This window comes from Rhizobium sp. 62_C5_N11_2 (assembly GCF_051811185.1).
Classification (GTDB): Bacteria; Pseudomonadota; Alphaproteobacteria; order Rhizobiales; family Rhizobiaceae; genus Rhizobium; species Rhizobium leguminosarum.
This window is the reverse complement of sequence record NZ_JBPWPW010000001.1, coordinates 4,824,506-4,850,909: the sequence shown is the minus strand read 5'-3', so window position 1 is coordinate 4,850,909 and position 26,404 is coordinate 4,824,506. Positions and strand designations below refer to the sequence as shown.

Genomic DNA, 26,404 nt, shown 5'->3' with positions numbered 1-26,404 from the left:
ATCCGCCTTTACTTCCGCCGCTTCCAGGCGAATTGAGCCGAACGCCTGCGGTGCCGCATCCGCATTGTCGAGCCCGCTCGTCGTCATCGTATTCATCTGCATAATGCCGCCTTTCAATTCCACCGGGCGGCATCCGCTAAAACGGCCGCCCGATCATTCCCCGCTTTGGCGGGCTGACGGATCCTCATGAGCCGCTCGCCTGCCGGTTCACTCAAACACTGCCCCCGAAGGAACCGGCGCAGAACTCCGTTGCAGGTGCCGCGCTCATGCGGCAACCTTCATCGGCTTTCCGTGCCAGGCTGACGGTCGAACCTCGTTTTCGGCCGACCAGCCCGAACGCAATATTACTTTACCTTCTCCGATGGCCTCGCCTTAAACGTGTGGCCACTGAAGGCACAAAACATCCCCGCTCCGTAACAGCCACGTTACGGCTCAAATCCGTCGAGTGCTTGAAAAAACGGAAGCGCAATGCTCCGTAACAAACGGCACAAACTTATCGCCCTGCCGACGTGGCAGTTAAGACCGAGCCTCTGCAGGTGATGTCCGCGCCCTTTGTTGAAAGCCATTTAGGCAGGATCAAAAGGCAATATCAACGATGAATTTTACGCAAAATTAAGAAGCGGGCATTGACTCCGCCTGCCCTTTTCGGGCGTCACACCAGCGTCAAAAAAGAATCGCAGTTGAATCAAAGAGATTCCCCGTTCGGGCTATTTTGACACGCATTGAAAGAAAAAAAAATAAAATCCTCTTGACTCGCCTGTGGTCCCGAAAGCGTGGGGCAGAGTCGCGCGGCGTCAAAGCATCCTTGCGCAAGCCATTGTTTTTAAACAATTTTTCCTGTCATGACGCTGACACGAAACAGTCGTCAGATTAACCATGCAGGGGCTGATCGGTGGAATCGAAAAAGCCCGGTAAAATTACCGGGCTAATCATAAAGAAGAAGACCTTAATGGAAGATTACGCGGTCGTGGTGACCGAAAGAGCCTTCACACGAGCGGCCAGACGCGAGACCTTGCGCGATGCCGTGTTGGCATGCAGCACGCCCTTGCTGGCGGCGCGGGCAAGCTCGGGCTGAGCAGCCAGGAAAGCTTCCTTCGCCTTGGCGGCGTCACCGGATGCGATGGCCTCTTCGACCTGGCGAACGAAAGTACGAACGCGCGAGCGACGAGCCTTATTGACGTCGGTACGGCGGGCGATCTTGCGGGTCGCTTTTTTCGCCGAAGTTGTATTGGCCATGGATGCCTCTCTCAAGAATTCGAACAAACTCCGCCATTACCGCGGGCCTTGCGGCCACAAAATCCAGCAATGCGGGAGCAATCGCGGAAAACCAAACCGGCTTTCCGAACCGTGGGCGGGCATATAACTCTAAAGCCGGCCCACGTCAACGCGGATTTTCAAGCTTTACCACCGGCAAGCGCCTAAAAGCATTCAACGGTGCGTAAAAGCCGGTTTGCGCTTCTCGACGAAGGCCGCCATGCCTTCTTTCTGGTCGTCCGTGGCAAAGAGGCTGTGAAACAGGCGGCGCTCGAAACGCAAGCCCTCCTCCAGCGTCGTCTCGAATGCGCGGTTGACAGCCTCCTTGGCCATCATCACCGAGGGACGCGAAAGCGAAGCGATCTTTTCGGCCGCGGCAAAAGCCTCGTCGAGCAGACGTTCGGGTGCCACCACACGCGAAACGAGTCCCGAACGTTCCGCCTCGGCCGCATCCATCATGCGGCCGGTCAGGATGAGATCCATCGCCTTCGCCTTGCCGACGGCGCGCGTCAACCGCTGCGAGCCGCCCATGCCGGGAATGACGCCCAGTGTGATTTCAGGCTGGCCGAACTTCGCCGTCTCCGAGGCGATGATGAAATCGCACATCATGGCGAGCTCGCAGCCGCCGCCGAGCGCAAAACCGCTGACGGCAGCGATCACCGGCTTGCGTGCCTTGGCGACCTCATCCCAGCCGCTGATGAAATCACTCTTATAGATATCGGCGAACTCAAGCGGCTGCATCTCCTTGATATCGGCGCCGGCGGCAAAGGCACGCTCGGAACCGGTCAACACGATCGCTCCAACCGTCTCGTCGGCGTGGAAGGCGGCATAGGCCTCTTTCAGTTCCTTCAGGACGGTGGAGTTCAGCGCGTTCAGCGCCTGCGGGCGGTTCAGCGTGACGAGGCCAACATTGCCTCGGGTTTCGACGATCAGGGTCTCATAGGCCATGCTGTTCTCCCGGTTTCTCACTCTTACTTCTGGCAGGTGGCGCAATAGAAGGTGGAGCGACCCGCCTGGACAATGCGGGCGACCGTACCGCCGCAGCCGGGCGTGCGGCAAGCCTGACTTTCGCGATCATAGACGGAGAAGGAATGCTGGAAATAGCCGAGCGATCCGTCGGTCTGGATATGGTCACGCAGCGACGATCCGCCGGCGGCGATCGCGTCGGCGATGACGTCGCGGATCGAGGCGACGAGCAGGTCGAGCTGCGCCTTCGGCCGGCCCCCTGCCGTCACCAGCGTGCCGGCGGCGCGGATCGGCGAAAGATGCGCGCGCCACAGCGCCTCGCAGACATATATATTGCCGAGACCGGCAATGTTCTTCTGGTCAAGCAGCGCGCTTTTCAGCGGCTGCGCCTTGTCGCGGAAGCGTTCGGCCAGATAGGCGGCGCCAAGCTCGTTTCCTGTCGGCTCCGGGCCGAGATCGCGGAAGAAGGGATGGGCGGCGAGATCGGCACGCCCCACCATATCCATGAAGCCGAAACGGCGCGGATCGTTGTAGACGACCCGGCGCGGGCCGCTTGCGCCCTCCAGATGGAAGACGACGTGATCGTGTTTCTCGTCCTTCGAGCGGGCATGGTGGAATTCGCCCGGCGCGGCGGAGGCAGCAGCCTCCTCGATGCGGCCCTCCTCGATCCGGAAGGAACCGGACATGCCGAGGTGGGAGATCAGCGTGTTGCCGTCGTCGAGATCGACCAGCAGATATTTAGCGCGGCGGCCAAGGCTGACGATGGTGCGGCCCGAAACCCTGTCCGCGAAAGCGTCGGGAAAGGGGAAGCGCAAATCGCCGCGCCGCAGCTCCAGCTTGGTGATGCGGGTGCCCTCCATCGCCGGCGTCAGGCCGCGTTTCACCGTTTCGACTTCTGGCAATTCCGGCATCTTAACCCATCTATATCTAACGTGTTTCAACCGACGACGATGTGCGCTATAGCGCCAGTGTGCCGTGGAGAACGCGGCCCATAGATAACGTCGCGCGCGGTTTTTCGCTATGGCCGCCGCGCCCGAATCTTCAGGAACGGAGCAGTCTGATGTCAGAAAGCCGCACTTCCGCCGATGGCGGCATGGAGACCTCCTACGGCTTCCGCGAGGTGCCTAATGGCGAGAAGCAAAGCATGGTCAACCAGGTGTTCCACAAGGTTGCCAAGCGCTACGACATCATGAATGACGTCATGTCGATGGGCATGCACCGCGCCTGGAAGGATGCGATGATCTCGGCGCTGAACCCGCGCAAGGAGCCGGGCTACAAGGTGCTCGACGTCGCCGGCGGCACGGGTGATATCGCCTTCCGCATCGTCGAGGCCTCGGGGAGACAGGCGCATGCCACGGTGCTCGATATCAACGGCTCGATGCTTGGTGTCGGGGCCGAGCGGGCGGAAAAGAAGAAGCTTTCCGGCAATCTCACCTTCGTCGAGGCGAATGCCGAGGAACTGCCGTTCGAGGCAGGCAGCTTCGATGCCTATACGATCGCCTTCGGCATCCGCAACGTGCCGAGGATCGACGTAGCGCTGTCGGAGGCCTATCGCGTGTTGAAGCGCGGCGGACGGCTGCTGGTGCTGGAATTTTCCGAAGTCGATATGCCGCTTCTCGACAAGATCTACGACGCCTGGTCGTTCAATGCCATTCCGCAATTCGGCAAGGCGATTACCGGCGATGCCGAACCCTACCAATATCTGGTGGAATCGATCCGAAAATTCCCGAACCAGGAGAATTTCGCGGCAATGATCCGCCAGGCCGGCTTTTCGCGCGTCACCTACACCAATTATACCGGCGGCATTGCCGCACTCCATTCCGGCTGGAAGCTCTGACGCATGACGCCGAAAAATGTAGAGCGGTTTTCGAATAGCGTCGCGCGAGAATCAAACAGAAGATGAGTACTTTCGGCGCATATTTCCGCCTTTGGCGCGTCGGCTGGGTGCTCGTGCGTGAGGGTGTCGTGTCAGCCCTTCCTTCCGAAGGGCTGCCGCCGCCGGTCGCGCTCGCCAAGTCCTTCGTCACGATTTTCGAGCGAAGCAAGGCGCGGCATCAGAAGCGCAGCGACCGGTTGGCCCAGGCCGTCGAGCGGCTTGGTCCCTCCTATGTGAAGATCGGGCAGTTCCTGGCGACGCGGCCGGATGTCGTCGGCGTCGAATTCGCCAACGACCTGTCGCAGCTTCAGGACCGCATGGCCTTCTTTCCCTCGGCAGCGGCCAAGGCCAATATCGAAGGCTCGCTCGGACGGCCGATCGGCGAGCTCTACGCGAGCTTTGGCGATCCGATCGCCGCCGCCTCGATCGCGCAGGTGCATCCGGCCGAGGTCGATAGTGCCGAGGGCCGGAAGAAGGTTGCCGTCAAGATCGTGCGGCCCGGCGTGCGCCAGCGCTTTGCCCATGACATCGAGGCGATGTATCTCGTTGCCCATATGCAGGAGCGTTTCCTGGCGTCCAGCCGGCGGCTGCGGCCGGTCGAGGTGACGAAGACGCTGGAGCAGACGACGAAGGTGGAGATGGATCTTCGCCTGGAGGCGGCTGCCCTTTCCGAGATCGCCGAGAACACCGAAAAGGATCCCGGCTTCCGCGTGCCGAAGGTCGACTGGGAGCGCACCGGGCGCGACGTCATCACCATGGAGTGGATCGACGGCACAAGGATGTCCGACGTCGAGGGCCTGCGCGCGGCGGGCCACGATCTCAACCTGCTTGCCGATACGCTGATCCAGTCGTTCCTGCGCCACACGCTGCGCGACGGCTTCTTCCATGCCGACATGCATCCAGGCAATCTCTTCGTCGATGCTGACGGCATGATCGTCGCCGTCGACATGGGCATCGTCGGGCGGCTGGGCAAGAAGGAGCGGCGGTTCCTCGCCGAAATCCTCTATGGTTTCATCACCCGCGACTATATCCGCGTCGCCGAGGTGCATTTCGAGGCCGGCTATGTGCCCGGACATCACAATGTCGAAAGCTTCGCCCAGGCGATCCGGGCGATCGGCGAGCCGATCCATGGACAGCCGGCCGAGACGATCTCAATGGGCAAGCTGCTGACGCTGCTGTTCGAAGTGACCGAACTCTTCGACATGGCGACGCGGCCGGAGCTGGTGATGCTGCAGAAGACCATGGTCGTGGTCGAGGGCGTATCGCGCATGCTCAATCCGCGCTTCAACATGTGGAAGGCCTCCGAGCCTGTCGTCGGCGACTGGATCCGCACCAATCTCGGGCCGAAGCGGATCGCCACCGATCTTAAGGACGGGCTGAAGGCGGCGGTAAAGCTCGCCGAAGCCGTGCCCGAAATCGCAGCGAAGACCGAAAAATTCCACCATCAGCTCCTGCATATGAGCGAGCACGGGTTGCGCTTCGATGCTGAGACGGCGGATGCGATCGGCAAGGCCGAAGCGCGGCACAACCGCTCAGCCAGGATCGCGCTTTGGATCATCGCATTGACGCTTGTCTATATTGCCTGGATGCTGAACTGACCGCCTGCCAAAAACATGCTGTGTTCGGCATTTGGGATATCCCATGTGACAGAGGGCTCGCTTAGTCTCACGTTCCGAGCATGATGCCGAAAAGTGTGAGCGGTTTTCGGGCGACATCATGCTCTGACTCTTTAGTTTAGAACAGGATTCAGATTTTCGGCCGATCCGGCCTAAAATCATCCTGTTCTGGGGAGATAGGCACATGAAGCACGAACGCCTTGGCATCGAACTTTCCGGACAACCGCTCGGTTTTGCCGAGATGGTGACGATTGGTGCGGGCAAGGCTAAGATTTCGGCTTCGGCGACAGGCATGGCCCGCATCGCGATCGCCCGCGAGGTCGTCGAGGATGCGATTGCCTCCGGCATGCCCGTCTACGGCTCGACGACAGGCGTCGGCGCCATGAAAGATGTGGAGTGGTCGGCCGACGAACTCGACACCTTCAATCTCGGCCTGGTGCGCGCCCATCATTTCGGCACCGGCACACCCTTTTCCTGCAATATCGTCCGCAATGCCATGGCGATCCGTATCAACACGGCGCTGACCGGCCAGGTCGGCTGCACGCCGGAGCTGATCCAGGCCTATATCAGGATGCTCGAGGCCGATCTCATCCCGGTCGTGCGCCGCACCGGCTCGATCGGCTGTGCGGATATCGGCCTGATGGGACAGATCGGAGCGGTGCTGACCGGCGTCGGCGAAGCGATCTATCGCGGCAACCGGATGCAGGCGGCCGAGGCTTTCCAGGCGGCCGGGCTGGAACCGATGCGGATGGCGCCGCGCGACAGCCTCGCCTCGCTCAGCATCAATGCGGTAAGCTTTGCCTCGGCGGCGGAAACGACGCGCAACGCCGCGGCCTCGATCCGCGTCCTGCTGGCAACGGCGATGATGGCGGCCGGTGCGCTGGGTGCTTCCCGCGATCCCTGGAAGGCGGTCCGGCATGTCGGAACTGCGCGCGAAGCGCTGATCGGTGCCTGGCTCTGCAATGCCTCCGACGAATGGAACTGGCCCGTCGCAACGCATGTGCAGGATCCGCTGAGCCTGCGCATGATCGCCCAGGTGTTCGGCGCGGTGATCGAAAACCTTTTATCGACCGGCCATAAGATCCTTGCCGCCACCGGGCGTTCGGACGACAATCCCGTCGTGGTTGAAGGCCGGGTGATGACGTCGGGCGGCTCTCTTCCGCTCGATGTGACGATCCTGCTCGAATCGGCAGCGCTTTGCATGGCGCATGCAGCGCGCAACGCCTTCAACCGCTGCGTCATTCTCGGCAACGGCCAGCGGCGCGACCTGCCGGTCAATCTCGTGCCGCCGGGGCGGATTGCCACCGGTTTCGGGCCGATCATCAAACTTGCCGGCGAGATCTTCTCGCGCGTGCTGTCGATGTCCAATCCCGTGTCGGCCCAGTCGCTGGTGGTTGCGGCCGGGCTGGAGGACGAGGCGGCCTTCCTGCCGCTCGTCATCGAGCGCTTCGACCGGCAGATGCGGGCGCTGAAGCGCCTCGCAGCCCTTGAGGCGCTGCTCTCGGCCCAGGCGATCGACATTCTCGGCGATGAACCGAAGGGTGTTGCAGCCATGCTCTACGAGGTCGTGCGCAAACATGCGGATTTCTATACGGTCGACCGGCCGCTTTCGGCTGAAGTGGAGGCGATCGAGGAGGAACTTGGTTCGGACGATTTCGTCACGAAGCTGACTGAGCAGGTTCCGATCGCCTCCTTCGACGATTTCTTCGCCCTCGGCTCGTTGGAGCACATCGAGGAACGGCTAACCCATGACGAGCGGGCAGCAGTCTGATTTCCAGTCTACGGAGGAAGCAACATGGACTTCGATCTCGTTCTGCAGGGCACGGTGGTGCTGCCGGACCGCATTGTCGAAGAGGGCTATGTCGCCGTGCGCGACGGCAAGATCGCCGAGGTCGGCCTCGGCGTGCCGCCTGCGGGCCGCGAACGGCATCTGCTCGGAAAAGCGCTGATCCTGCCCGGCGCGATCGATGCGCAGGTACATTCGCTTTCCCAGAAGGACCAGGAGGATTTCATCTGGTCGACGCGCTCGGCGGCGGCAGGCGGCGTGACTACAATCGTCGACATGCCCTATGACGAAGGCAATCTCGTCTGTTCGGCAGCGGCGGTGAAGCGGAAAGTCGACCATGCCGGACCGCAGGCGCGCGTCGATTTCGCACTTTACGGCACCGTCGATCCGGAAGAAGGCCCGGCGCGGATCCGCGAGATGGTGGAGGCAGGTGTCGCGGCCTTCAAATTCTCGACCTTCGGCACCGACCCGAAGCGCTTTCCGCGCATTCCGCCGGCCCTGCTCGACGCCTGCTTTGCGGCGATCGCTCCGACCGGGCTGACGGCGGGCGTGCACAATGAAGACGATGAGGCGGTGCGCAGCTACATCGAGCAGGTGAAGGCAAGCGGCATCACCGACTGGCGGGCGCACGGCCTGTCGCGGCCGCCGATCACCGAGCTGCTGGCGATGCACACGATCTTCGAGACGGGTGCTGCTACCGGCTGCCCGGCGCATGTGGTGCACTGCTCGCTCGGGCGCGGCTATGATATCGCGCGCGCCTATCGCCGCGACGGTTTTGCGGCGACTGTCGAATGCTGCATCCACTACCTGACGCTCGACGAGGAAAACGACGTGAAGCGCCTCGGCGGCAAGGCGAAGATCAATCCGCCGGTGCGGCCGCGCGCCGAGGTGGAGAGACTCTGGCGGAAGGTGGCCGAGGGCGATGTCTGGCTGGTCTCGACCGATCACGTCAGCTGGTCGGAAAACCGCAAGACCAATCCCGACATGCTCGCCAACGCCTCCGGCGTTCCAGGCCTCGAGGTGATGGTGCCGCTTTTCGTCAAAGGTGCCATCGAACGCGGCGTTCCCCTGACATGGGCCGCCAGGCTGATGGCGGAGAACCCGGCAAAGCATTTCCGGCTCGACCATATCAAGGGGGCACTGACGCCGGGCAAGGACGCCGATATCGTCGTGCTGGAGCCGCGCGACAGTGTCTATGATGCCGCCGCGAGCGGCAACAATGTCGTCGGCTGGAGCCCCTATAACGGCATCCGCCTGCCCTGGACCATTTCCGCCACCTATCTGCGCGGCGAAAAGATTGCCGAGGGCGCCAAGGTGCTGACTGCGCCCGGCACCGGGCGCTTCGTGCGGCCGCTGCCGCGTCAGGTCATTGCGGGAGCTGAAGCATGAGCCGCAATCTTCCCGTCAATGCCGGCAGGATCGCTGGAGATATCGAGGCGCTGGCCGGGATTACCGAGCCGGGGCATCCCTGGACGCGGCGGGCCTTCTCGCCGCTCTTCCTCGAAGGCCGGGCCTATATCGACGCGCGGATGAAGGCGGCGGGACTGGAAACGCGGGTCGATGCCGCCGGCAATCTGATCGGCCGACGGACTGGCCGGAAACCATGGCTCGGCACGATCATGGTCGGTTCGCATTCTGACACGGTGCCGGACGGCGGCCGCTTTGACGGCATTGCCGGGGTAATTTCGGCGCTGGAGGTGGTGCGCGCGCTTGGTGACCAGAATATCGAGCTCGATCACGATCTCGAAATCGTCGATTTCCTTGCCGAGGAGGTCAGTATCTTCGGCGTGTCCTGCATCGGCAGCCGCGGCATGACCGGCCAACTGCCGGAGGCCTGGCTTTCGCGCGTCAGCGACGGGCGCGACCTGGCCGAGGGTATCGCGCAGGTCGGTGGCCGACCTGACGTGCTGATGCAGCAGAAGAGACCCGATATAGCAGGCTTTCTGGAACTTCATATCGAACAGGGCCCGGTGCTCGAAGCCGAAAAGGAGGATGTCGGCATCGTCACCGCGATATCAGGCATCACCCGCATCGAGATCACCGTCGAAGGGCGGGCCGACCATGCCGGCACGACGCCGATGGACCGACGGGCGGATGCGCTGGTGGCGGCATCACAGCTGGTGCTCGACATCCGCAACGCCGCCGCCGAGCTTGCGAAAACGCCGGGCCATTTTGCAGCGACGGTCGGCGAATTCCGCATCGAGCCGAATGCCGCCAATGTCGTGCCGTCGAAGGTGGCGCTGCTGATCGATGGGCGCGCGGAAGTCCGCGCCGACATGGAGGCATTCTGCCGCTGGCTCGACGGCCATGTCGAAAAGCTGGCGGGGGCCTACAGCGTGACGATCCAGACGCCGAACCGGGTATCCGACAATCTGCCGACGCCTGCTGATGCCGGGCTGCTGTCGACCTTGGAGGCCGCTTGCGAACGTGTCGGTGCAAAACATCGGCGCATGGCCTCCGGCGCGGGGCACGACACGGCCTGGATCGCCAAGGTGGCACCGGCGGCGATGATCTTCGTGCCCTGCCGGGAAGGCCGCAGCCATTCGGCCGACGAATGGGCTGAAAATGACGATATCGCGCTCGGCACCGCCGTGCTTTTCGAGGCGGTGCGCGAGATGGACAAGGATTTGAATCAGGAGAGGACCGATGGGACGCATACTCGTTGAGAAGGACGTGGAAGCTGCCGTCAAGGGTGGGTCCGTCTATGCCGCCGGTGGCGGCGGCTGGGCCGATCACGGGCGGATGCTCGGTTATGCCGCCGTCAATGTCGGCAAGCCCGAGCTGGTCTCGATCGACGAGTTGAAGGACGAGGACTGGATTGCGACTGCGGCTGCGATCGGCGCGCCGGCTTCCACCACCCCCTGGGAAATGCAGGGCATCGACTATGTGAAGGCGGTGCAATTGCTGCAGGAGGCACTGGGTGAAAAGCTTTCCGGGCTGATCATCGGCCAGAACGGCAAATCCTCGACGCTGAACGGCTGGCTGCCGTCGGCAATCCTCGGTACCAAGGTGGTCGACGCGGTCGGCGATATCCGCGCGCATCCCACGGGCGACATGGGCTCGATCGGCATGGCCGGTTCGCCCGAGCAGATGATCCAGACCGCTGTCGGCGGCAATCGCTCCGAGAATCGTTATATCGAACTGGTGGTGAAGGGGGCGACGGCGAAGATCTCACCGGTGCTGCGCGCTGCCGCCGATCAATCCGGTGGCTTCATCGCCAGTTGCCGCAATCCGCTCAGAGCCTCCTATGTCCGCAGCCATGCGGCGCTCGGTGGCATTTCGATGGCACTTTCGCTCGGTGAGGCGATCATCGCGGCGGAGAAGCGCGGCGGATCTGATGTCATCGACGCGATCTGCAAGACGACGGGCGGGCATATCCTTGCCGAGGGCGCCATTACCCGCAAGGAGGTCGTCTACACCAAGGAAGCCTTCGACATCGGCACGATCACCGTCGGCTCGGGCGGAACATCGGTGACGCTGCATGTGATGAACGAATATATGGCGGTGAACGATGCGGATGGCGGGCGACTTGCGACCTTTCCCGCCGTCATCACCACGCTTTCACCGGAGGGCGAGCCGCTCAGCGTCGGCCAGCTCAAGGAGGGCATGCGGGTGTTCATCCTACATGTGCCGATGGATATCATTCCGCTGTCGGCAAGCGTGCTCGATCCGACCGTCTATCCCGTCGTCGAAAAGGCGATGGGGATCGAGATCGCACGCTACGCACTGGCGACAAAGGCCTGAGCCATGGCGCGCGATCGGGGTCTCGAAGAACTGATGCGTGAGGAACTCGGCGATCGGCCGGGCCTTGCCGAAAAATCCATGTTCGGCGGCTGGGCCTTCATGCTGAACGGCAATCTTCTCTGCTGCGCGCGAAATGACGGCATGCTGATCCGTCTCGGCAAGGGCAATGACGACTGGGCGCTGGCACTGCCGGGCGTGATCCAGATGCTGTCGGGCGAGCGGGTGATGCATGGCTGGGTGCGAGGCGGTGCCGAGGTTTATGGCGACGATGCCCTGAGACGGCGTTTGCTTGATGCGGCACTCGCCTATGTGCAATCGCTGCCCAGCAAATAACGAACGAAGGCAGAGCAAAACGAGGAACTCACGATGCCGAAGGCCAATCCACGTCATCCGAAATTTCCGATTCCCGGCGGGCCGGAACTGCGCGCCAAGGGCTGGCGGCAGGAGGCGCTGCTGCGGCTGCTCGAAAACGTGCTCTCCGTCGGCGAGGACCCCGACAATCTGATCGTCTACGCCGCGCTCGGCAAGGCGGCCCGCAACTGGGCGGCGCATAGGGGCATCGTCAAAGCGCTGACCGAGATGGACGAGGACCAGACGCTGCTCATCCAGTCCGGCAAGCCGATCGGCCTCGTTCGAACGCATGCCAAGGCGCCGCTGGTCATCATGGCGAACTGCAATATCGTCGGGCAATGGGCAAAGGCCGAAGTATTCTACGAGCTGCAGCGCAAGGGGTTGATCTGCTGGGGCGGGCTGACGGCCGGCGCCTGGCAATATATCGGCAGCCAGGGCGTCATCCAGGGCACCTACGAGATCTTCATGCGCATTGCCGAGCGGCGCTTCGGCGGCGATCTCCTCGGCCGGTTCGTGCTGACGGCCGGCCTCGGCGGCATGGGCGGGGCGCAACCTCTCGCCGGCCGCATGGCAGGGGCTGCAATCCTCTGCATCGACATCGATCCGGAGCGCGCCCGCAAGCGCCAGCAGATCGGCTATCTCCAGGAAATCGCTCCCGATCTCGATACCGCCCTTCAGATGATCGATGCAGCGGTGAAGGACAAGCGGGCGCTGTCCGTCGGCCTCGTCGGTAATGCGGCGGAGGTCTATCCCGAGATCGCCCGCCGCGGCATCGTGCCCGACATCGTCACCGACCAGACCTCGGCGCATGACCTCGTCTACGGTTACGTGCCGAAGGGCATGAGCCTCGAGCAGGTCAAGGGCCTGCGCGACGATGGCCAGGGGCAATTGATGGCGGCAAGCCGGGCCTCGATCGTCGAGCATGTGACGGCGATGCTGGAATTCCAGAAGCGTGGCTCGGAAGTCTTCGACAACGGCAATCTGATCCGCACGCAGGCCCGCGAGGGCGGTGTCGCCAATGCCTTCGACATTCCGATCTTCACCGAAGCCTATCTCAGGCCGCTCTTTGCCCGGGCGATCGGCCCGTTCCGCTGGATGGCTCTGTCAGGCGAGGAGAGCGATATCGCCCGGATCGACGATCTGCTGCTCGAGATGTTTCCCGACAACAAGATCATCACCAACTGGATCCGGCTGGCGCGCGAGCATGTGCCCTTCGAGGGGCTGCCGGCCCGCATCGCCTGGCTCGGCCACGGCGAACGCACCGCACTCGCAAGGCGCGTCAACGCGCTGGTTGCGAGCGGCGAACTCAAAGGCCCGGTCGCCTTCTCCCGCGACCATCTCGACGCCGGCGCCATGGCGCATCCGAATATCATGACCGAGGGGATGAAGGACGGCTCCGACGCAATCGCCGACTGGCCGCTGATCGATGCGATGATGCTCTGCTCGTCGATGGCCGATCTGGTCGTCATCCATTCCGGCGGCGGTGGCTATGCCGGCTATATGACGAGCTGCGGCGTCACCGTCATAGCCGACGGCACGGACGCCGCCGACGAACGGCTCGACCATGCGCTGACCAACGATACGGCGCTCGGCGTCATGCGTTACGCCGATGCCGGTTACGAGGAGGCGCTGGATGAGGTGGCGAAGAAGGACGTGCCCTATATCCGGCTCGGTTGATGTGCGGGAGGCCGACGTCAGGCAATCAGATTGGAGACCTCGAGGAGGTTTCCGTCGGGGTCCCTGAAATAGACCGAGCGCAGACGTCCGGTCGCACCGGTGCGCTCGACCGGACCCTCTTCGATGGCAACGCCTAAGGCCTCTAGATGGGCGATGACATCGGCAAGCTGAGTCTCGGCGATGAAGCAGAGGTCGCCGGAGCCGGGTGTGGGTTGCCTTGCCTTGGGATCGAATTCGTGGCCGGCATGGTGCAGATTGATCTTCTGCCCGCCGAATTTCAGTGCTTTTCGGCCTTCAGCAAAGGTTTCGACCGACATGCCGAGGACGCGGGAATAGAAGTCGCAGCTGATCGCGATATCGGCGACGGTCAGCACGAGATGGTCGAGACGGTCTATGCGGATCATGCTTTTCTCCTCGCGAGGTGCTGGGCAAGACAGGCGGACGCAAAGGCCAGCGCCAGCATGGCGAGTGTGAAGATAACGACGGCGGCCCAGCCTTCAACCGCGAAGAACCAGCCTCCCGCCGAACCCATGAGGCTGGAACCGACATAATAGGCGAGCATATAGAGCGACGAGGCGTGCCCCTTGGTGCCATGCGCCAGCTTGCCGACAAGGCCGCTGGCGATCGAATGGCTCATGAAGAAGCCGGTCGTGAGCACGATGATACCCAGGATAATCGCCGGGAGCGAGGCAAAGAGCGTCAGCGCGCTGCCGGCGGCGGTGAGTGCCAGACCGAAGAGAAGCACGGAAAAGTGCCCGATCCGGTCTCCCAACAGGCCGCCGATCGAGGAGGCGCCGATGCCGAAGAGGTAGACGGTGAAGATCAGGCCGAGTTCGGTCTGGTTGAGGCCGTAGGGCGGCGCCACCAGGCGGAAGCCGGCATAATTGTAGATCGTCACAAAGGAGCCCATCGCCAGGAAGGCGATGGCGAAGATGAAAGGCAGCGCCGGATTGCGGAGATGGCCGAGCCAGGCTTTTGCATGAAAGCGCGGATCGAGGCCTGGCCGGCGGACGAAATTGCGTGACGGTGGCAAGAGGGCGATGAAGCCGATCGCGGCGGCAAGGCCGATGGTGCCGATGATGAAGAGCGCCGGACGCCAGGTGAGATATTCGGCGAAGATGCCGGTGAGCACACGGCCGGACATGCCGCCGAAGGCCGTGCCGCCGACATAGAGGCCCATGGTGGCGCCAAGGCCGCGCGGATCGATTTCCTCGGCGAGATAGGCCATGGCAACGGCCGGCACACCACCGAGAACAAGGCCCTGAAGCGCGCGGATGACGAGCAGCAGATGCCAGTTCGGGGCAAAGGCGGTGGCAATGGTCAGCAATGCCGCCCCGACCAGCGATATCGACATCAGGCTGCGGCGGCCGAGACCTTCCGAGACGGCGGCGGCGCAGACGATGGCGACCGCCAGGAAACCGGTGGAGAGCGAAAGGGACAGCGAGCTTTCGGCCGGGCTGACAGCGAATTCCTGCGAGAAGATCGGCAGCAGCGGCTGGACGCAATAGAGCAGCGAGAAGGTGGAGAAGCCGGAAAGGAAGAGTGCCAGGCTGGCGCGGCGATAGGCGCCGGCGCCACGGGTCAGGTAGTGCTTCTGCCCTGGGGTCGCAGCTGTCTCGGAGGTCTTCACTGCATGAACTGACGTCGGCATATCTTCATCCTTCCAGCCTCCGATCTAGTCAAAGCGCCTCCATTTGTCCAATATATGAGACCGTCGATTCCGATAGGTTTTGGAGATAGTGATGGAGCTGCGGCATCTCAGGTATTTTCTGGCGGTGGCGGAAGAAGGCAATTTCACCCGTGCCGCCGGCAAGCTCGGCATCGGGCAGCCGCCGCTCAGCCAGCAGATCCGCGACCTGGAGAGGGAAGTGGGTGCGGCGCTGTTTCACCGTGTGCCGCACGGCGCCGAATTGACGGCAGCGGGCGCGGCCTTCCTTGGCGAGGCAAAGGCGTCGCTGGTGGCAGCTGAGAAGGCGAAGCTTGCGGCGCAAAGCGCCAATCGCGGCGAGACCGGCCGGCTGTCGCTCGGCTTCACTGCATCCTCCGCCTTCAACCCCGTGGTCAGCACGACGATCCGCCGGTTTCGCGCGCGCTGGCCGGAGGTTCGGCTGTCGTTGACGGAAATGAATACGCTGGCGCTGATGCAGAAGCTGGAACGCGGCGAGCTCGACGCCACCTTCATGCGCCCCAGCCTGGACGATCCGGCCGGCATCCGGCTGCGGCGGCTGCCGGACGAGCCGATGGTGATTGCCCTGCCCGCCAGCCATCCTCTGGCAAGACATCGTAGCCTGCCGCTTGCAATGCTGGCGTACGAACCCTTCATCCTCTTTCCCCGGCTCGTGGGCTTGAGCCTCTACGACGATGTCGTGCTCGCCTGCCGCAAGGCGGGATTCGAGCTGACCGTGGCGCAGGAGGCGCCGCAGATTTCCTCGGTCGTCAATCTGGTGGCGGCCGATCTCGGCGTCTCGATCGTGCCGGCCTCGATTTCGCAGATCAAGCTCGAAGGTGTGGCCTACCGGCCGATCGAGGGGCCGCCGGCCGTGGCGCGCCTGGCGCTGGCAATCCTGAAAACACACCGCTCGCCGGTCACCGAGAACCTGATGAGCCTGCTGAGCTAAAGCGCGTCGCGATCTTTCAGATTCGCTCTTCGCGCTTTAGGTCTTTGTTTTTGCCCATGTCGTTTTCGCAAAACTGCTGCACACTTTTGCGCGACATGCTCTAGCCCGCCGGATCCCAATAGGGCGGATCGCCGAAGCTCTTCTTCAGGTGATCGGCGATGGCGCGGAGCTTGGCGGAGGGATTTCGGCCCTCGGGATGGGCCATATAGATGAATTCGACCTCCGGCCTATGGCCGACATCGATTTCGGCAAGCCGGCCCTCGCGGATGGCCGGGCCGGCGATGAAGGCGGGCAGCAGCGCAATGCCGAGGCCGGCAATCGCGGCGTCGCGGAGCATGTCGCCATTGTTGATGCCGAGCGCCAGTTTCGCACGGACGACGATCGCACCCTCCGGCGTCTGGAAGCGCCAGTCGGCAACGCCACGATTGGTGTAGAAGATGCCGCGATGGCCGTTGAGATCAGCCAGCGAGGACGGAATTCCCTGGCGGGCGAGATAATCCGGTGAGGCACAGAGAAGACGGCGGCTTCGCGTGAGCTTCCAGGCGACCAGCCGGCTATCGGCGATCGGACCATTGCGGATAATGGCATCATAGCCGTCCGAAGCGGCATCTACCCGCCGGTCATCGATATCGAGGGTCAGTTCGATCTCGGGATGTTTGGCGAGAAAGGGATAGAGCGCCGGGCCGAGATGCATGCGGCCGAAGGTGACGGGAGCGGCGATGCGGATCGGGCCTGACAGCGTTCCGCGCCGCTCCGCCATATCGGCCGCGGCTTCCTCGATCTCGCGCACGATGCGCGCAGCCCGCTCCAGGAAGACCGTGCCATCCTCGGTCAAAGTAAGCTTGCGGGTCGTTCGGTGCAGCAGGATGCCGCCGAGCGACTTCTCCAGCTCGGCCAACCTTTCGCTGACGACGGATTTGGACAGCCGAAGACGCCGGGCCGCCTCGCTGACCGAGCCTGCCTCGACCACGGCGACAAAAGCCGCAATGCCTTCTATCCTGATCATCGTTCGGTCTTTCCGAATTCGAATTCCCCGATCTGGAGACTAATCCGAACGAAAGGAAAATGCCATCTTCCATTCAACGGAAGGGACGGCAAGGGCCGCCTCACCTCAACACAGGAGATGGAACCATGAACCGCTTGAACAACAAGGTCGCGATCGTCACCGGCGCAAGCTCCGGCATCGGCCGCGCCACGGCAAAGCTCTTCGCAGTCGAAGGCGCCAGGGTCGTCGTCGGCGCCCGCCGTCAAGGTGAACTTGACAGCCTCGTTGCGGAGATCAAGGCAGAGGGCGGCGATGCCATCGCCATTGCCGGCGACGTGCGCTCGGAAGATTATCACAAGGCGCTGGTCGCCGCCGCCGTGAGAAATTACGGCAAGCTCGATATCGCCTTCAACAATGCCGGCACGCTCGGCGAAGCCGGTCCGAGCACCGCCGTTTCCGAAGCGGGTTTCAGCGATGCGCTGGCGATCAATCTGACGGCCTCCTTCCTCGCCGCCAAGCAGCAGATCGGCGCGATGGTGGAAAATGGCGGCGGCTCGGTGATCTTCACCTCGACCTTCGTCGGCTACAGCTTCGCCTTTCCTGGCGTTGCCGCCTATGCCGCCAGCAAATCCGGGCTGATCGGCCTGACGCAGGCGCTTGCCGCCGAATTCGGCCAGCAGGGCGTGCGCATCAATGCCATCCTGCCGGGTGCGGTCGATACCGACATGTATCGGGACATGAACGATACGCCTGAGAAGCAGGCCTTCGTCACCAATCTGCATGCGCTGAAGCGTGTCGCAACACCCGAAGAGCTCGCCCGCTCGGTCCTCTACCTCGCCTCCGACGATGCGAGCTTCGTCACCGGCACGGCATCGCTGGTCGACGGCGGCGCTTCGATCACCCGCACCTGAGGCGGCGCGGCGCGGTTATCCGCTGCGGGTTGATGATCCTTCAACGCGCCGGCTTATCGCGCCGCCTTTTTCAGAGCATTCTCGCATTGAACAAGAACGGGCCGCGCGCCAACATTCGATCAAAGGAACTTCATTATGTCACGCCTGCAGAACAAGACAGCCCTCATCACCGGCGGCACCAGCGGCATCGGCCTCGAGACCGCCCGCCAGTTCATCGCTGAGGGCGCCCGCGTCGTCGTTACCGGCAGCAGCGCGGCAAGCGTCGAGGCGGCCCGCGCCGAATTCGGCGGCAAAGCCACCGTCATCCAGGCCGATGCCGGCAATGCGGTCGGCCAGAAGGCCGTCGCCGATAGCGTGAGAGAGATTTTCGGCACGCTCGACATCCTCTTCGTCAACGCCGGGGTCGCCGAATTCGGGCCGCTGGAACAGTGGAGCGAAGCCGCCTTCGACAAGTCGGTTGATATCAACGTCAAGGGCCCATTCTTCCTGATTCAGGCGTTGCTGCCGATTTTTTCGAAGCAGGCCGCGATCGTGCTCAACACTTCGATCAACGCCCATATCGGCATGCCGAATTCCAGCGTCTATTCGCTGACGAAGGGTGCGCTGCTGACGCTTGCCAAGACATTGTCGGGCGAACTCATCGGCCGCGGCATCCGCGTCAACGCCGTGAGCCCCGGTCCGATCGCCACGCCGCTCTACAGCAAGCTCGGCGCTTCGCAAGCCCAATCGGAGGCGATGACTGCGCAGATCCAGGCCCAGATTCCCGTCGGCCGTTTCGGAACCCCCGGCGAAGTCGCCAAGACGATCGTTTTCCTCGCCTCCGATGAGGCGGCCTATATCGTCGGCAGCGAACTCATCATCGACGGCGGGATGAGCAACCTCTGACCCACGAGTGCGGCGGAGACTGGCTGCCGCCGCAGCTTGCCCGCCTCGGCATGGCGATCCCGATCGTCATGCGGCGGCTTCCGGAGTAGCTCCGATGCCTGTCGCCCTCGCGATTGCATGTTCTCCGCCAAAGGCTTAGGGTCGATGGCGGTCAGAAAAGGCAACGGGTAGAAGGCCATGGCTCTCAGCGGCAAACGCATCCTCCTCATCATCTCCGGCGGCATCGCCGCCTATAAGAGCCTGGATCTGATCCGCCGGCTGCGCGAGCGCGGCGCGAGCGTGCGCCCTGTGATGACCAAAGGCGCCCAGGAATTCGTCACGCCGCTTGCCGTCGGTGCATTGGCAGCGGACCATGTCTACCTCGATCTGTTTTCGCGACAGGACGAACAGGATATCGGTCATATCCGGCTGGCGCGCGACTGCGACCTCGTGCTGATCGCCCCTGCGACCGCCGACCTGATGGCGAAGATGGCGAACGGGCTTGCCGACGATCTCGCCTCGACGGTGCTTCTGGCGACCAATAGGCCGGTGCTTGCCGCACCGGCGATGAACCCCGCCATGTGGGCGCATCCGGCGACGCGGCGGAATGCCGCGATGCTCAGAGCCGACGGCATCCGCTTCGTCGGGCCGATGGCCGGCGAGATGGCGGAAAGCCGGGAGGCAGGGCTCGGCCGGATGGCGGAACCGCTGGAGATCGTCGCTGCTGCCGAAACCATGCTCGACGACGGAGAAAAGCCGCTCAAGGGACGCAAGGCAATCGTCACGTCAGGACCGACGCATGAGCCGATCGATCCGGTGCGCTATATCGCCAACCGCTCCTCCGGCCGGCAGGGGCATGCGATCGCCGCAGCCCTTGCAAAGCTCGGAGCGGAGGTGACGCTCGTATCGGGGCCGGTGACAATCGCCGACCCCGTCGGCGTGACAGTCGTGCATGTCGAGCGGGCTGAAGAAATGCGTGATGCCGTGCTTGCGGCGCTGCCGGCCGACATCGCCGTGATGGTCGCAGCGGTGGCGGACTGGCGCGTCGCCTCGGCGGCCGACCAGAAGCTGAAGAAACATCCCGGCGAATCCATCCCGACGCTGGCGCTGACCGAGAATCCGGACATCCTGAAAACCGTCGGCCATCATACAATGCGGCCGAAGCTGGTGATCGGCTTTGCCGCCGAGACGCAGGACGTCGAAAGCAATGCGAAGGCGAAACTCGAGAGGAAAGGCGCCGATATGATCGTCGCCAATGACGTTTCTCCTGCGACCGGCATCATGGGCGGCAGCCGCAACCGCGTCAAACTCGTTCGCCGCGACGGCGTCGAGCAATGGCCTGACCTGGCGAAGGAAGAGGTCGCCGAACGACTCGCGGCACTGATCGCCAAGCAGCTCAGCTAATCGCCAGCGCCTCAGCTATCGTCGAGCGGCTCAGGCAGGAATAGCCACGCGCGGCGGCTTGGAGGCACTCCGCTTCTCCGGCCGGAAGTCGGCGACGTCGATACCGTCTTTACCGACGGTGACGGCGCTGCCATCCGGAATTTCCGCCCAGGCATCGCCATCGTCGTTCAGCGGCTCGGACACGAGGCAATAGCCCTCACCCACAGGCGAGGCATAGAGCGTCGGCGCCTTGCGATCGGTCGCATAGCGAACAGCATAGAGCATGTTGCCATCGGAGAAGGCAGCGGTAAAGCGCAGCAGGATCGAGCCGATGACGCTGTCGGCCAGGTCCTCGACGACACCGATCATGTGAGCCATCGCAGCGATCGGCGCCTCGCGCAGACCGAATTGCAGCGCCAGCAGGAACATCAGTTCGGAGTCGGTCGTGCCGCCGCGGGCATTGAACAGCTCGTCGTCGAGCATCGCCTCCATCGGCCGGCGCAGTCGCTCGAAGCCTGCGATCTGGCCGTTGTGCATGAAAGACCAGGTGCCATGGGTGAAGGGGTGGCAGTTGTCGCGGCGCGTGCCGCCGCCTGTGGCAGCGCGGACATGGGCGAGGAAGAGCGGCGAACGGATCTGCCGTGCCAGGCTCTTCAGATTGCAATCCGACCAAGCCGGCAGGATATCGCGGTAGCGGCCGGGCTCGGGCCTGTCGCCATACCAGGCGATACCGAAGCCATCACCATTCGTCGCCGTCTTGGCGCGGGTGGCGCAATGGGACTGCTCGATGAGCGAGTGCGCAGGCGAGGATACCAGTTCCTCAAGATAGAGAGGGTCTCCGCGATAGGCTGCCCAGCGACACATGGCTTTCTTGCTCCGGAACCCGCCGCCGCGTCGGCGGGAATGCGCTAAATTGTCTGATGTCACGGCTAATAACAGCTTAACGCGTTGCCGGTTTGCAAGCGCAACATGACGGTTTCGTGACGTCTGGCACCTTCACATTCGGCGAAAAGCCGTGTTCCTTTGTGAACACCCGCGGTTCTCTCAAAGCAGCGCATGCGTGCATTTCTGCTTGCATCTCAGAAGAATCAGCCTAACTTTAAGCCATCAGCAACAGAACGAAAGGAAGGTGATCCAATGTCTAATGAGATTTCGGACCTCGTAACGGGCATGGAAGAGGTGACGAAGGCGAGGCAGCCCTCGCTCTAATCCCCGCCTTCCTAGGGCTGCATAGACAGTCCAGGCCAGTTTGAGGCCAAACTCATGGAAAGGGTCGCTGAGGCGGCCCTTTTTTATTGTCTCGATGTCTTTATCGTCTTGAGTCAGGCGTTGACGAAAGATCGAAATCTCACTACTCATAAAGTCATCTGATGACTTTATGAGTAGTGAGATGCGAGCGCTCAGCAAGACCAATCTCGCGGATGAGGCGATCGAGGCGATCCGCGGCGACATTCTCGGCAAACGCTGGACGGTCGGCGAGAAATTGCCGAATGAAGCCTCGCTGTCGGCCATGCTTTCCGTCAGCCGGGGCACCGTGCGCGAGGCGGTGCGCGTTCTCGTCTCCCAGGGTTATCTCGAGACAAGGCAGGGTTCGGGAACCTATGTCCGCTCGACGACCGATGCCGGCCGACCGCTGACGATGGCCCGGCGCGCCAGCCTGCGCGACCAGTTCGAGGCGCGCCTGGCGCTCGACGTCGAGGCCGCCCGGCTGACGGCGATCCGCAAGACGCCGGAGACGGTTGCAGGGCTTCGCAGGCTGCTTGCCGAACGCGGCAGTTACGACGGCGGCGATCAGGCCGCCTTCATCGAACGCGACCTCGCCTTCCACAAGGCTGTCATCGCCGCTTCCGGTAACCGGGCGATGATCGAGATCTACGATTTCTTCTCGACCTCGATCGCCGATACCATCGCAGCGACACTCGGCAAGGATATTCCCGAACCGGACATGCAGGCGCATGCCGATATCGTCGACGCTATCGAAACCGGCGATCCCGACAAGGCGGATGCGGCGGTGCGCCGTTTCATGGCGCCCGTTCTTGCCGCCCTCGACCGGATGATCCTGTCATGAACGCGCCGTCCAGCCATGCTGCCAGCGCGCTCGACCCCGCCGACGAATTGCTGATCGATGCCGAGGCCGGCAGCCTTCCGCCGCCGCAGGCAACGCCGGTGCGGGGAGCTGCCGGGCGTTTCCTGCTTGGCGCGAGCCTGGTGCTGATCGCCTTCAACCTGCGCCCGGTCTTCTCGAGCGCCTCGGCGCTTCTGCCGGAGATCCGCTCGGAGCTCGGTGTCAGCGCGCTGGGCGCCAGCCTACTGACGACGCTACCGGTCGTCTGCCTTGGTGCCTTCTCGCCGCTTGCGCCTCGTCTTGCCCAGCGCCTCGGGACGGAGCGCACGCTGCTCGGCGTCCTGCTGCTTCTCGCACTCGGCACGGGTTTGCGCGGGCTTTCCTCCGTGCCACTGCTCTTCATCGGCACCGCCCTTGCGGGCGCCTGTATTGCTGTCGGCAACGTGCTGCTGCCGGGGCTGGTGAAGCGCGATTTCGCCGGGCGCGCCGCACTGATGACCGGCTTCTACACGATGGCGCTTTGCGCCGGTGCGGCAAGTGCCGCCGGGCTGACACTGCCGATCGAGCACGCACTCGGCGGCTCTCTCGAGGGTGCCCTCGCTGTCTGGGCGCTTCCAGCGCTCGCCGTCAGTTTGCTTTGGCTGCCTGAAGTTCTTCGCAGCGGCAGACAGGCAAGACGAAATGGCTTCCACGTCAAAGGCCTCTGGCGCGACCGGCTTGCCTGGCAGGTGACGCTGTTCATGGGGCTGCAATCGGCACTTGCCTATTGCGTCTTCGGCTGGCTGGTTCCGATCTTACGCGAACGCGGGCTCGACGGCGTCACATCAGGGGCGATCGTTTCCCTGTCGGTGATGGTACAGGCGGCATCCTGCCTGATCGTTCCGCATATCGCCGTGCGCGGCCGCGACCAGCGGCTGATCAATGCGAGCCTCTGCGGCGTCGCCGTCATCGCCCTGCTCGGCCTGCTCTTCGCGCCACTTTCGACGGTCTGGCTATGGGCGGTGCTGCAGGGCATCGGCCAGGGTGGGCTGATCGCGGCGGCCATGACGACGATCGTGCTGCGCTCACGCGATCCCGATGTCGCCGCCCATCTTTCCGGCATGGCGCAATGCGTCGGTTACCTGCTTGCCGCCATCGGCCCGCTCATCGTCGGCCTCATCCGCGGCTGGACCGGAAGCTTTTCCTGGTGCGCGGCCCTCTTCGTTGCGCTCGGGCTCGGAGCGGCGATCAACGGCTGGAAGGCCGGCCGTGCGGTGGAGATCAATGTCCATGCCATTGAGAAGGCCGGCTGAGCTCTTCGCTCACTGGCCCATCACCATCTCTTGATGTCGGTCGTCGGCCGCGGATGCTACGCTATCTCAGCCTCTCATTCCCCACGCCGGAGGAGACATCTTGCGCATCCGAATCTTGTTTCTGCTCGCCGCGTTTATGGCGTCGCTGGCACCTGCCCTTTCCCATGCGCAGGAAAGCGATCCACCGAGGGCGAATGTCCAGAGCGGCGCGCGCGACGGCGTATTGAAGCTGCTGCCGGCCGATTCCGTCACCGAGCACGCGCTGACGATCGGCGGCCGGAAGATTGCCTATACTGCCACCGCCGGCACGCTGGATCTCTTCGGCCAGGACGGCGTACAGACCGGCGCGGTCTTCTACACCGCCTATGTCGCAAGGGATGGCGGGCCGAACCGGCCTCTGACCTTTGCCTTCAACGGCGGGCCGGGTGCTGCTTCCGCCTTCCTGCATCTCGGGCTGGTCGGGCCGAAGGTACTCGATTTCGGGCCGGACGGACGCGACGGTGCCAATGCGAAACTCGTCGACAATCCGCAAAGCTGGCTCGATTTCACCGATCTCGTGCTGATCGACCCGATCGGCACCGGCTGGAGCCGGACGGCAAAGGCCGACGACGCCTCCAATTATTATAACGTCAGTGCCGATGCCCAGAGCATCGCCAAGGCAATTGCGCTCTATGTCGCGCACAACAACCGTTCCAACTCGCCGAAATATCTTCTCGGCGAGAGTTATGGCGGCTTCCGTGCGGCCAAGGTCGCCTCGGTGCTGCAGGAAAGCCAGGGCATCATCGTCGCCGGCGCGGTGATGCTTTCCCCCCTGCTCGAGGGCCAGCTGATGTTCAATGCCGATCAATTTGCGCTCGGCGCGGCGCTGGAGCTGCCGTCACTGGCGGCGGCCGAACTCGACCGGCACAAGGCCTTTGACGAAGAGAAGCAGAAGGAGGCCGAGACCTTCGCGCTCGGCGACTATCTGACGACGCTGGCCGGACCACCGCCGATGGGTGCCGATGCCGCCGCCTTCTATGGCAGGATCGCGCGCCTGACGGGCATTCCAGAGGATATCGTCACCCGCAACCGCGGCTTCCTCGGCAGTTCCTTCGTCAAACATTCAGATGGGGGCGGCGAGGTGATGAGCGCCTACGACGCCTCCTTTGCAGCACCCGATCCCTATCCGGAATCGGATTACGACCGCGGCGACGACGCCATCCTTGACGGCTTCACCCGCGCCTATGGCGGCGCCTTTGCCGATTACGCCCGCAACGAGCTCGGCTTCAAGACGGAGATGACCTATTCGCTGCTCGACGGCGATATCAGCCGGCGCTGGGAATGGGGCGGCGGGCGCGGCGGCGGATCGCGCTTCCAGGCCAGCGCCACCGACGACATCCGGCAGCTGCTCGCCTCGAACTCGGCATTCCACCTGCTGATCGCGCATGGCTACAGCGATCTGGTGACGCCTTACAGCGTCAGCCGCTACGTCGTCGACCATCTGCCGCCCTCGCTCGCCGACGGCCGCGTCGGGCTAAAGCTTTATCGCGGCGGGCATATGTTCTATACGAAAGCCGATCAGCGGACCGCCTTCACGGCGGATGCGAAGGCCTTCTACGCCTCACACCCGGCCGCCCAGCCCGCTGAGTAAAGCGTAGCGCGATCAGATTCGCCTGCCATGCTTTGGTTCTTTGTTTTCCGCATGTTGTGATCGCAAAACCGCTCTACACTTTTGCGCGACATGCTTTGGGGGCTTGCCGATGCACATTACCGGAGGATGCCATTGCGGCGCGATCCGCTATCAGGCGGAGATCGATGCGGAGCGGATCTCGATCTGCCATTGCACCGATTGCCAGCGGCTGACGGGTTCGGCCTATCGCATCACCGCACCGGCGCGGCCGGCAAGTTTCACACTCCTATCAGGCGAGCCGAGAGGCTACGCAAAATATGGCGACAGCGGCGGTCTCAGCCGGCAATTCTTCTGCCCGAATTGCGGATCGCCGCTCTACCGCACGGACGGCGAAGGCGGCGCGATCGGTATCCGCGTCGGCAGCATCGACCAGCGGCGGGAGCTGACGCCCAGGAAACAGATATGGTGCCGGTCGGCTTTGCCCGGGGTGGAGAATATCGAACCGCTGCCACGTTTCGAGGGTGAGGATTAGCTTGATGCCGGCCAGACGAGTGGCAGGGACAGCGGTCAGGCTGGGCGGATAGGAACCCGGAGAAAGCCATGAGGATCAGTGCGCGCAACCGTATTAAGGGCAAAGTGGTCGAGGTCGTCAAAGGCGCGACGACCGCCCATGTCCGTATCGACATCGGCAATGGCACGATCGTCACCGCTTCGATCACCAACGAGGCCGTCGACGAACTCGGTCTTGCGGTCGGTTCGGATGCCTATGCTGTCATCAAGGCCTCCGATGTCATGGTCGCGGTTGACTGACGATCATCGGCCCGATCGTCAGCCGGTTTGAAAATCGCCCGGCTGCGGCGGTGCGATTGGCGTGAAGAGCGTGCGGTCCGGCTTCAGGTCAAGAAGCGGCGTGCCGTCGAGACAATCGAGACCGCGCACGAGCAGAATCGCGCCTTCGACGGCTTCGAGCCAGACGATCGAGGTGCCGATCGGATTGGGCCGGACCGGCGAGCGAAGCGAAAAGGTCCCGTGGGTCTTGCCGGTTCGCGCCGGGCTTTGCAGAAGCAGGTCGCGGCGAGAGCGATCGAGCCAGTAGAGAACCTCCAGCCGCTCGAAAGCCTCGACGCCCTGTAGTGCCGGCACCCAGGGCTCGAAGATCTCGATCCGGCAGATGGGGCCATCATGACGGCCCTGACGCGGCGTTTCCAGCCGTGACGTCCACAGCGTGGCGATGCGTCCGATGAAAACGAGGCCTGCATCCGTCGGCGCCGGCGGCTCAATTGCCACTTCGTTTTCGCGGATTTCATTCTCACGGACCATCGCTTTTCCTCATTCAAACCGCAAAATCGGCCGGGACTATGCCATGGCGTTATATTTCATGGAACATCTCGTCCACAACGCTTGCAG

At 63.2% G+C, this 26,404-nt stretch carries 25 protein-coding genes; 17 read left to right on the top strand and 8 right to left on the bottom strand.

Annotation, left to right across the window (positions count from 1 at the left end; genetic code table 11):
- Positions 1-957: 957 nt before the first annotated feature.
- The 3 genes from rpsT to mutM form a co-directional block, all read right to left on the bottom strand.
- The gene (gene rpsT / locus AB8B31_RS23685; protein ID WP_003556028.1) at positions 958-1,236 is read right to left on the bottom strand and encodes a 30S ribosomal protein S20; all 279 of its coding nucleotides are present in this window, start codon (positions 1,234-1,236) and stop codon (positions 958-960) included.
- Between the two features lie 192 nt (positions 1,237-1,428).
- Positions 1,429-2,202 carry an enoyl-CoA hydratase gene (locus AB8B31_RS23680; protein ID WP_017966711.1) on the bottom strand — a complete coding sequence of 258 codons (774 nt, stop codon included), beginning with the start codon at positions 2,200-2,202 and terminating at the stop codon, positions 1,429-1,431.
- A 23-nt stretch (positions 2,203-2,225) separates the two neighbouring features.
- Complete coding sequence (mutM, locus tag AB8B31_RS23675) at positions 2,226-3,131, bottom strand: bifunctional DNA-formamidopyrimidine glycosylase/DNA-(apurinic or apyrimidinic site) lyase (protein WP_028731688.1); 906 nt, start codon at positions 3,129-3,131, stop codon at positions 2,226-2,228.
- Positions 3,132-3,280: 149 nt separating this feature from the next.
- Between mutM and ubiE the strand changes: the two genes are divergently transcribed.
- The 8 genes from ubiE (at position 3,281) to AB8B31_RS23635 (ending at position 13,270) form a co-directional block, all read left to right on the top strand.
- Positions 3,281-4,057, top strand: coding sequence for a bifunctional demethylmenaquinone methyltransferase/2-methoxy-6-polyprenyl-1,4-benzoquinol methylase UbiE (gene ubiE / locus AB8B31_RS23670; RefSeq protein WP_018244480.1), 777 nt, complete (start codon positions 3,281-3,283; stop codon positions 4,055-4,057).
- 62 nt (positions 4,058-4,119) lie between these two features.
- Positions 4,120-5,694: a 2-polyprenylphenol 6-hydroxylase gene (gene ubiB / locus AB8B31_RS23665; RefSeq protein ID WP_128408370.1), complete on the top strand. Its 1,575-nt coding sequence runs from the start codon at positions 4,120-4,122 to the stop codon at positions 5,692-5,694.
- A gap of 202 nt (positions 5,695-5,896) precedes the next feature.
- Positions 5,897-7,483, top strand: coding sequence for an aromatic amino acid lyase (locus AB8B31_RS23660; protein ID WP_128408371.1), 1,587 nt, complete (start codon positions 5,897-5,899; stop codon positions 7,481-7,483).
- Between the two features lie 24 nt (positions 7,484-7,507).
- Positions 7,508-8,887: a dihydroorotase gene (locus AB8B31_RS23655; RefSeq protein ID WP_128408372.1), complete on the top strand. Its 1,380-nt coding sequence runs from the start codon at positions 7,508-7,510 to the stop codon at positions 8,885-8,887.
- The gene (locus AB8B31_RS23650) at positions 8,884-10,164 is read left to right on the top strand and encodes a Zn-dependent hydrolase (protein ID WP_018447804.1); all 1,281 of its coding nucleotides are present in this window, start codon (positions 8,884-8,886) and stop codon (positions 10,162-10,164) included. Before AB8B31_RS23655 ends, AB8B31_RS23650 begins: the two co-directional genes overlap by 4 nt.
- The gene (locus AB8B31_RS23645) at positions 10,145-11,242 is read left to right on the top strand and encodes a DUF917 domain-containing protein (protein ID WP_018447805.1); all 1,098 of its coding nucleotides are present in this window, start codon (positions 10,145-10,147) and stop codon (positions 11,240-11,242) included. The genes AB8B31_RS23650 and AB8B31_RS23645 overlap by 20 nt, the downstream gene beginning before the upstream one ends.
- Positions 11,243-11,245: 3 nt before the next feature.
- Positions 11,246-11,575 carry a TfoX/Sxy family protein gene (locus tag AB8B31_RS23640; protein WP_018447806.1) on the top strand — a complete coding sequence of 110 codons (330 nt, stop codon included), beginning with the start codon at positions 11,246-11,248 and terminating at the stop codon, positions 11,573-11,575.
- Positions 11,576-11,608: 33 nt separating this feature from the next.
- Entirely contained in the window at positions 11,609-13,270 is a 1,662-nt protein-coding gene (locus tag AB8B31_RS23635; protein ID WP_128408373.1) for a urocanate hydratase, read from the top strand.
- 17 nt (positions 13,271-13,287) lie between these two features.
- On the opposite strand, the gene AB8B31_RS23630 is transcribed toward AB8B31_RS23635, so the two are convergent.
- The gene (locus tag AB8B31_RS23630; protein ID WP_128408374.1) at positions 13,288-13,674 is read right to left on the bottom strand and encodes a VOC family protein; all 387 of its coding nucleotides are present in this window, start codon (positions 13,672-13,674) and stop codon (positions 13,288-13,290) included.
- Entirely contained in the window at positions 13,671-14,921 is a 1,251-nt protein-coding gene (locus AB8B31_RS23625) for an MFS transporter (protein WP_128408375.1), read from the bottom strand. Before AB8B31_RS23625 ends, AB8B31_RS23630 begins: the two co-directional genes overlap by 4 nt.
- 91 nt (positions 14,922-15,012) lie before the next feature.
- Between AB8B31_RS23625 and AB8B31_RS23620 the strand changes: the two genes are divergently transcribed.
- A complete protein-coding gene (locus AB8B31_RS23620) occupies positions 15,013-15,888 on the top strand; it encodes a LysR family transcriptional regulator (protein WP_128408376.1) in 876 nt (291 codons plus the stop codon).
- Positions 15,889-15,988: 100 nt separating this feature from the next.
- Here the strand turns inward: AB8B31_RS23620 and AB8B31_RS23615 are convergent, their stop codons facing one another.
- The gene (locus AB8B31_RS23615; RefSeq protein WP_128408377.1) at positions 15,989-16,894 is read right to left on the bottom strand and encodes a LysR family transcriptional regulator; all 906 of its coding nucleotides are present in this window, start codon (positions 16,892-16,894) and stop codon (positions 15,989-15,991) included.
- A 125-nt stretch (positions 16,895-17,019) separates the two neighbouring features.
- Here AB8B31_RS23615 and AB8B31_RS23610 point away from each other — a divergent pair, with 125 nt between their 5' ends.
- The 3 genes from AB8B31_RS23610 to coaBC all read left to right on the top strand — a co-directional run bounded on the left by AB8B31_RS23610 (position 17,020) and on the right by coaBC (position 20,052).
- Entirely contained in the window at positions 17,020-17,784 is a 765-nt protein-coding gene (locus AB8B31_RS23610; protein ID WP_128408378.1) for an SDR family oxidoreductase, read from the top strand.
- A gap of 135 nt (positions 17,785-17,919) precedes the next feature.
- Entirely contained in the window at positions 17,920-18,669 is a 750-nt protein-coding gene (locus AB8B31_RS23605) for an SDR family oxidoreductase (protein WP_128408379.1), read from the top strand.
- A gap of 177 nt (positions 18,670-18,846) precedes the next feature.
- Positions 18,847-20,052, top strand: a complete 1,206-nt coding sequence (gene coaBC, locus AB8B31_RS23600) for a bifunctional phosphopantothenoylcysteine decarboxylase/phosphopantothenate--cysteine ligase CoaBC (protein ID WP_128408380.1) — start codon at positions 18,847-18,849, stop codon at positions 20,050-20,052.
- Positions 20,053-20,082: 30 nt separating this feature from the next.
- Here the strand turns inward: coaBC and AB8B31_RS23595 are convergent, their stop codons facing one another.
- Positions 20,083-20,895: a class II glutamine amidotransferase gene (locus AB8B31_RS23595; protein ID WP_128408381.1), complete on the bottom strand. Its 813-nt coding sequence runs from the start codon at positions 20,893-20,895 to the stop codon at positions 20,083-20,085.
- 526 nt (positions 20,896-21,421) lie between these two features.
- Here AB8B31_RS23595 and AB8B31_RS23590 point away from each other — a divergent pair.
- The 5 genes from AB8B31_RS23590 to AB8B31_RS23570 all read left to right on the top strand — a co-directional run bounded on the left by AB8B31_RS23590 (position 21,422) and on the right by AB8B31_RS23570 (position 25,807).
- A complete protein-coding gene (locus tag AB8B31_RS23590) occupies positions 21,422-22,099 on the top strand; it encodes a FadR/GntR family transcriptional regulator (RefSeq protein WP_128408382.1) in 678 nt (225 codons plus the stop codon).
- A complete protein-coding gene (locus tag AB8B31_RS23585) occupies positions 22,096-23,388 on the top strand; it encodes a CynX/NimT family MFS transporter (RefSeq protein WP_128408383.1) in 1,293 nt (430 codons plus the stop codon). Before AB8B31_RS23590 ends, AB8B31_RS23585 begins: the two co-directional genes overlap by 4 nt.
- A gap of 100 nt (positions 23,389-23,488) precedes the next feature.
- Positions 23,489-25,018 carry a S10 family peptidase gene (locus AB8B31_RS23580; protein ID WP_128408384.1) on the top strand — a complete coding sequence of 510 codons (1,530 nt, stop codon included), beginning with the start codon at positions 23,489-23,491 and terminating at the stop codon, positions 25,016-25,018.
- A 109-nt stretch (positions 25,019-25,127) separates the two neighbouring features.
- Positions 25,128-25,529: a GFA family protein gene (locus AB8B31_RS23575; RefSeq protein ID WP_047617326.1), complete on the top strand. Its 402-nt coding sequence runs from the start codon at positions 25,128-25,130 to the stop codon at positions 25,527-25,529.
- A gap of 68 nt (positions 25,530-25,597) precedes the next feature.
- On the top strand, positions 25,598-25,807 hold the full coding sequence (locus tag AB8B31_RS23570) for a TOBE domain-containing protein (RefSeq protein ID WP_018447815.1): 210 nt from the start codon (positions 25,598-25,600) through the stop codon (positions 25,805-25,807).
- Between the two features lie 18 nt (positions 25,808-25,825).
- Here AB8B31_RS23570 and tsaA read toward each other — a convergent pair whose 3' ends face one another.
- Positions 25,826-26,317 (bottom strand): tRNA (N6-threonylcarbamoyladenosine(37)-N6)-methyltransferase TrmO, encoded by a 492-nt coding sequence (gene tsaA, locus AB8B31_RS23565; RefSeq protein ID WP_128408385.1) that lies wholly within the window; start codon positions 26,315-26,317, stop codon positions 25,826-25,828.
- Between the last annotated feature and the right edge of the window lie 87 nt (positions 26,318-26,404).

What these genes read in the sequence shown, in the direction of transcription:
- rpsT (WP_003556028.1), bottom strand. Translation starts at nt 1,236, where the DNA reads ATGGCCAATACAACTTCGGCGAAAAAAGCGACCCGCAAGATCGCCCGC.
- AB8B31_RS23680 (WP_017966711.1), bottom strand. Translation starts at nt 2,202, where the DNA reads ATGGCCTATGAGACCCTGATCGTCGAAACCCGAGGCAATGTTGGCCTC.
- mutM (WP_028731688.1), bottom strand. Translation starts at nt 3,131, where the DNA reads ATGCCGGAATTGCCAGAAGTCGAAACGGTGAAACGCGGCCTGACGCCG.
- ubiE (WP_018244480.1), top strand. Translation starts at nt 3,281, where the DNA reads ATGTCAGAAAGCCGCACTTCCGCCGATGGCGGCATGGAGACCTCCTAC.
- ubiB (WP_128408370.1), top strand. Translation starts at nt 4,120, where the DNA reads ATGAGTACTTTCGGCGCATATTTCCGCCTTTGGCGCGTCGGCTGGGTG.
- AB8B31_RS23660 (WP_128408371.1), top strand. Translation starts at nt 5,897, where the DNA reads ATGAAGCACGAACGCCTTGGCATCGAACTTTCCGGACAACCGCTCGGT.
- AB8B31_RS23655 (WP_128408372.1), top strand. Translation starts at nt 7,508, where the DNA reads ATGGACTTCGATCTCGTTCTGCAGGGCACGGTGGTGCTGCCGGACCGC.
- AB8B31_RS23650 (WP_018447804.1), top strand. Translation starts at nt 8,884, where the DNA reads ATGAGCCGCAATCTTCCCGTCAATGCCGGCAGGATCGCTGGAGATATC.
- AB8B31_RS23645 (WP_018447805.1), top strand. Translation starts at nt 10,145, where the DNA reads ATGGGACGCATACTCGTTGAGAAGGACGTGGAAGCTGCCGTCAAGGGT.
- AB8B31_RS23640 (WP_018447806.1), top strand. Translation starts at nt 11,246, where the DNA reads ATGGCGCGCGATCGGGGTCTCGAAGAACTGATGCGTGAGGAACTCGGC.
- AB8B31_RS23635 (WP_128408373.1), top strand. Translation starts at nt 11,609, where the DNA reads ATGCCGAAGGCCAATCCACGTCATCCGAAATTTCCGATTCCCGGCGGG.
- AB8B31_RS23630 (WP_128408374.1), bottom strand. Translation starts at nt 13,674, where the DNA reads ATGATCCGCATAGACCGTCTCGACCATCTCGTGCTGACCGTCGCCGAT.
- AB8B31_RS23625 (WP_128408375.1), bottom strand. Translation starts at nt 14,921, where the DNA reads ATGCCGACGTCAGTTCATGCAGTGAAGACCTCCGAGACAGCTGCGACC.
- AB8B31_RS23620 (WP_128408376.1), top strand. Translation starts at nt 15,013, where the DNA reads ATGGAGCTGCGGCATCTCAGGTATTTTCTGGCGGTGGCGGAAGAAGGC.
- AB8B31_RS23615 (WP_128408377.1), bottom strand. Translation starts at nt 16,894, where the DNA reads ATGATCAGGATAGAAGGCATTGCGGCTTTTGTCGCCGTGGTCGAGGCA.
- AB8B31_RS23610 (WP_128408378.1), top strand. Translation starts at nt 17,020, where the DNA reads ATGAACCGCTTGAACAACAAGGTCGCGATCGTCACCGGCGCAAGCTCC.
- AB8B31_RS23605 (WP_128408379.1), top strand. Translation starts at nt 17,920, where the DNA reads ATGTCACGCCTGCAGAACAAGACAGCCCTCATCACCGGCGGCACCAGC.
- coaBC (WP_128408380.1), top strand. Translation starts at nt 18,847, where the DNA reads ATGGCTCTCAGCGGCAAACGCATCCTCCTCATCATCTCCGGCGGCATC.
- AB8B31_RS23595 (WP_128408381.1), bottom strand. Translation starts at nt 20,895, where the DNA reads ATGTGTCGCTGGGCAGCCTATCGCGGAGACCCTCTCTATCTTGAGGAA.
- AB8B31_RS23590 (WP_128408382.1), top strand. Translation starts at nt 21,422, where the DNA reads ATGCGAGCGCTCAGCAAGACCAATCTCGCGGATGAGGCGATCGAGGCG.
- AB8B31_RS23585 (WP_128408383.1), top strand. Translation starts at nt 22,096, where the DNA reads ATGAACGCGCCGTCCAGCCATGCTGCCAGCGCGCTCGACCCCGCCGAC.
- AB8B31_RS23575 (WP_047617326.1), top strand. Translation starts at nt 25,128, where the DNA reads ATGCACATTACCGGAGGATGCCATTGCGGCGCGATCCGCTATCAGGCG.
- AB8B31_RS23570 (WP_018447815.1), top strand. Translation starts at nt 25,598, where the DNA reads ATGAGGATCAGTGCGCGCAACCGTATTAAGGGCAAAGTGGTCGAGGTC.
- tsaA (WP_128408385.1), bottom strand. Translation starts at nt 26,317, where the DNA reads ATGGTCCGTGAGAATGAAATCCGCGAAAACGAAGTGGCAATTGAGCCG.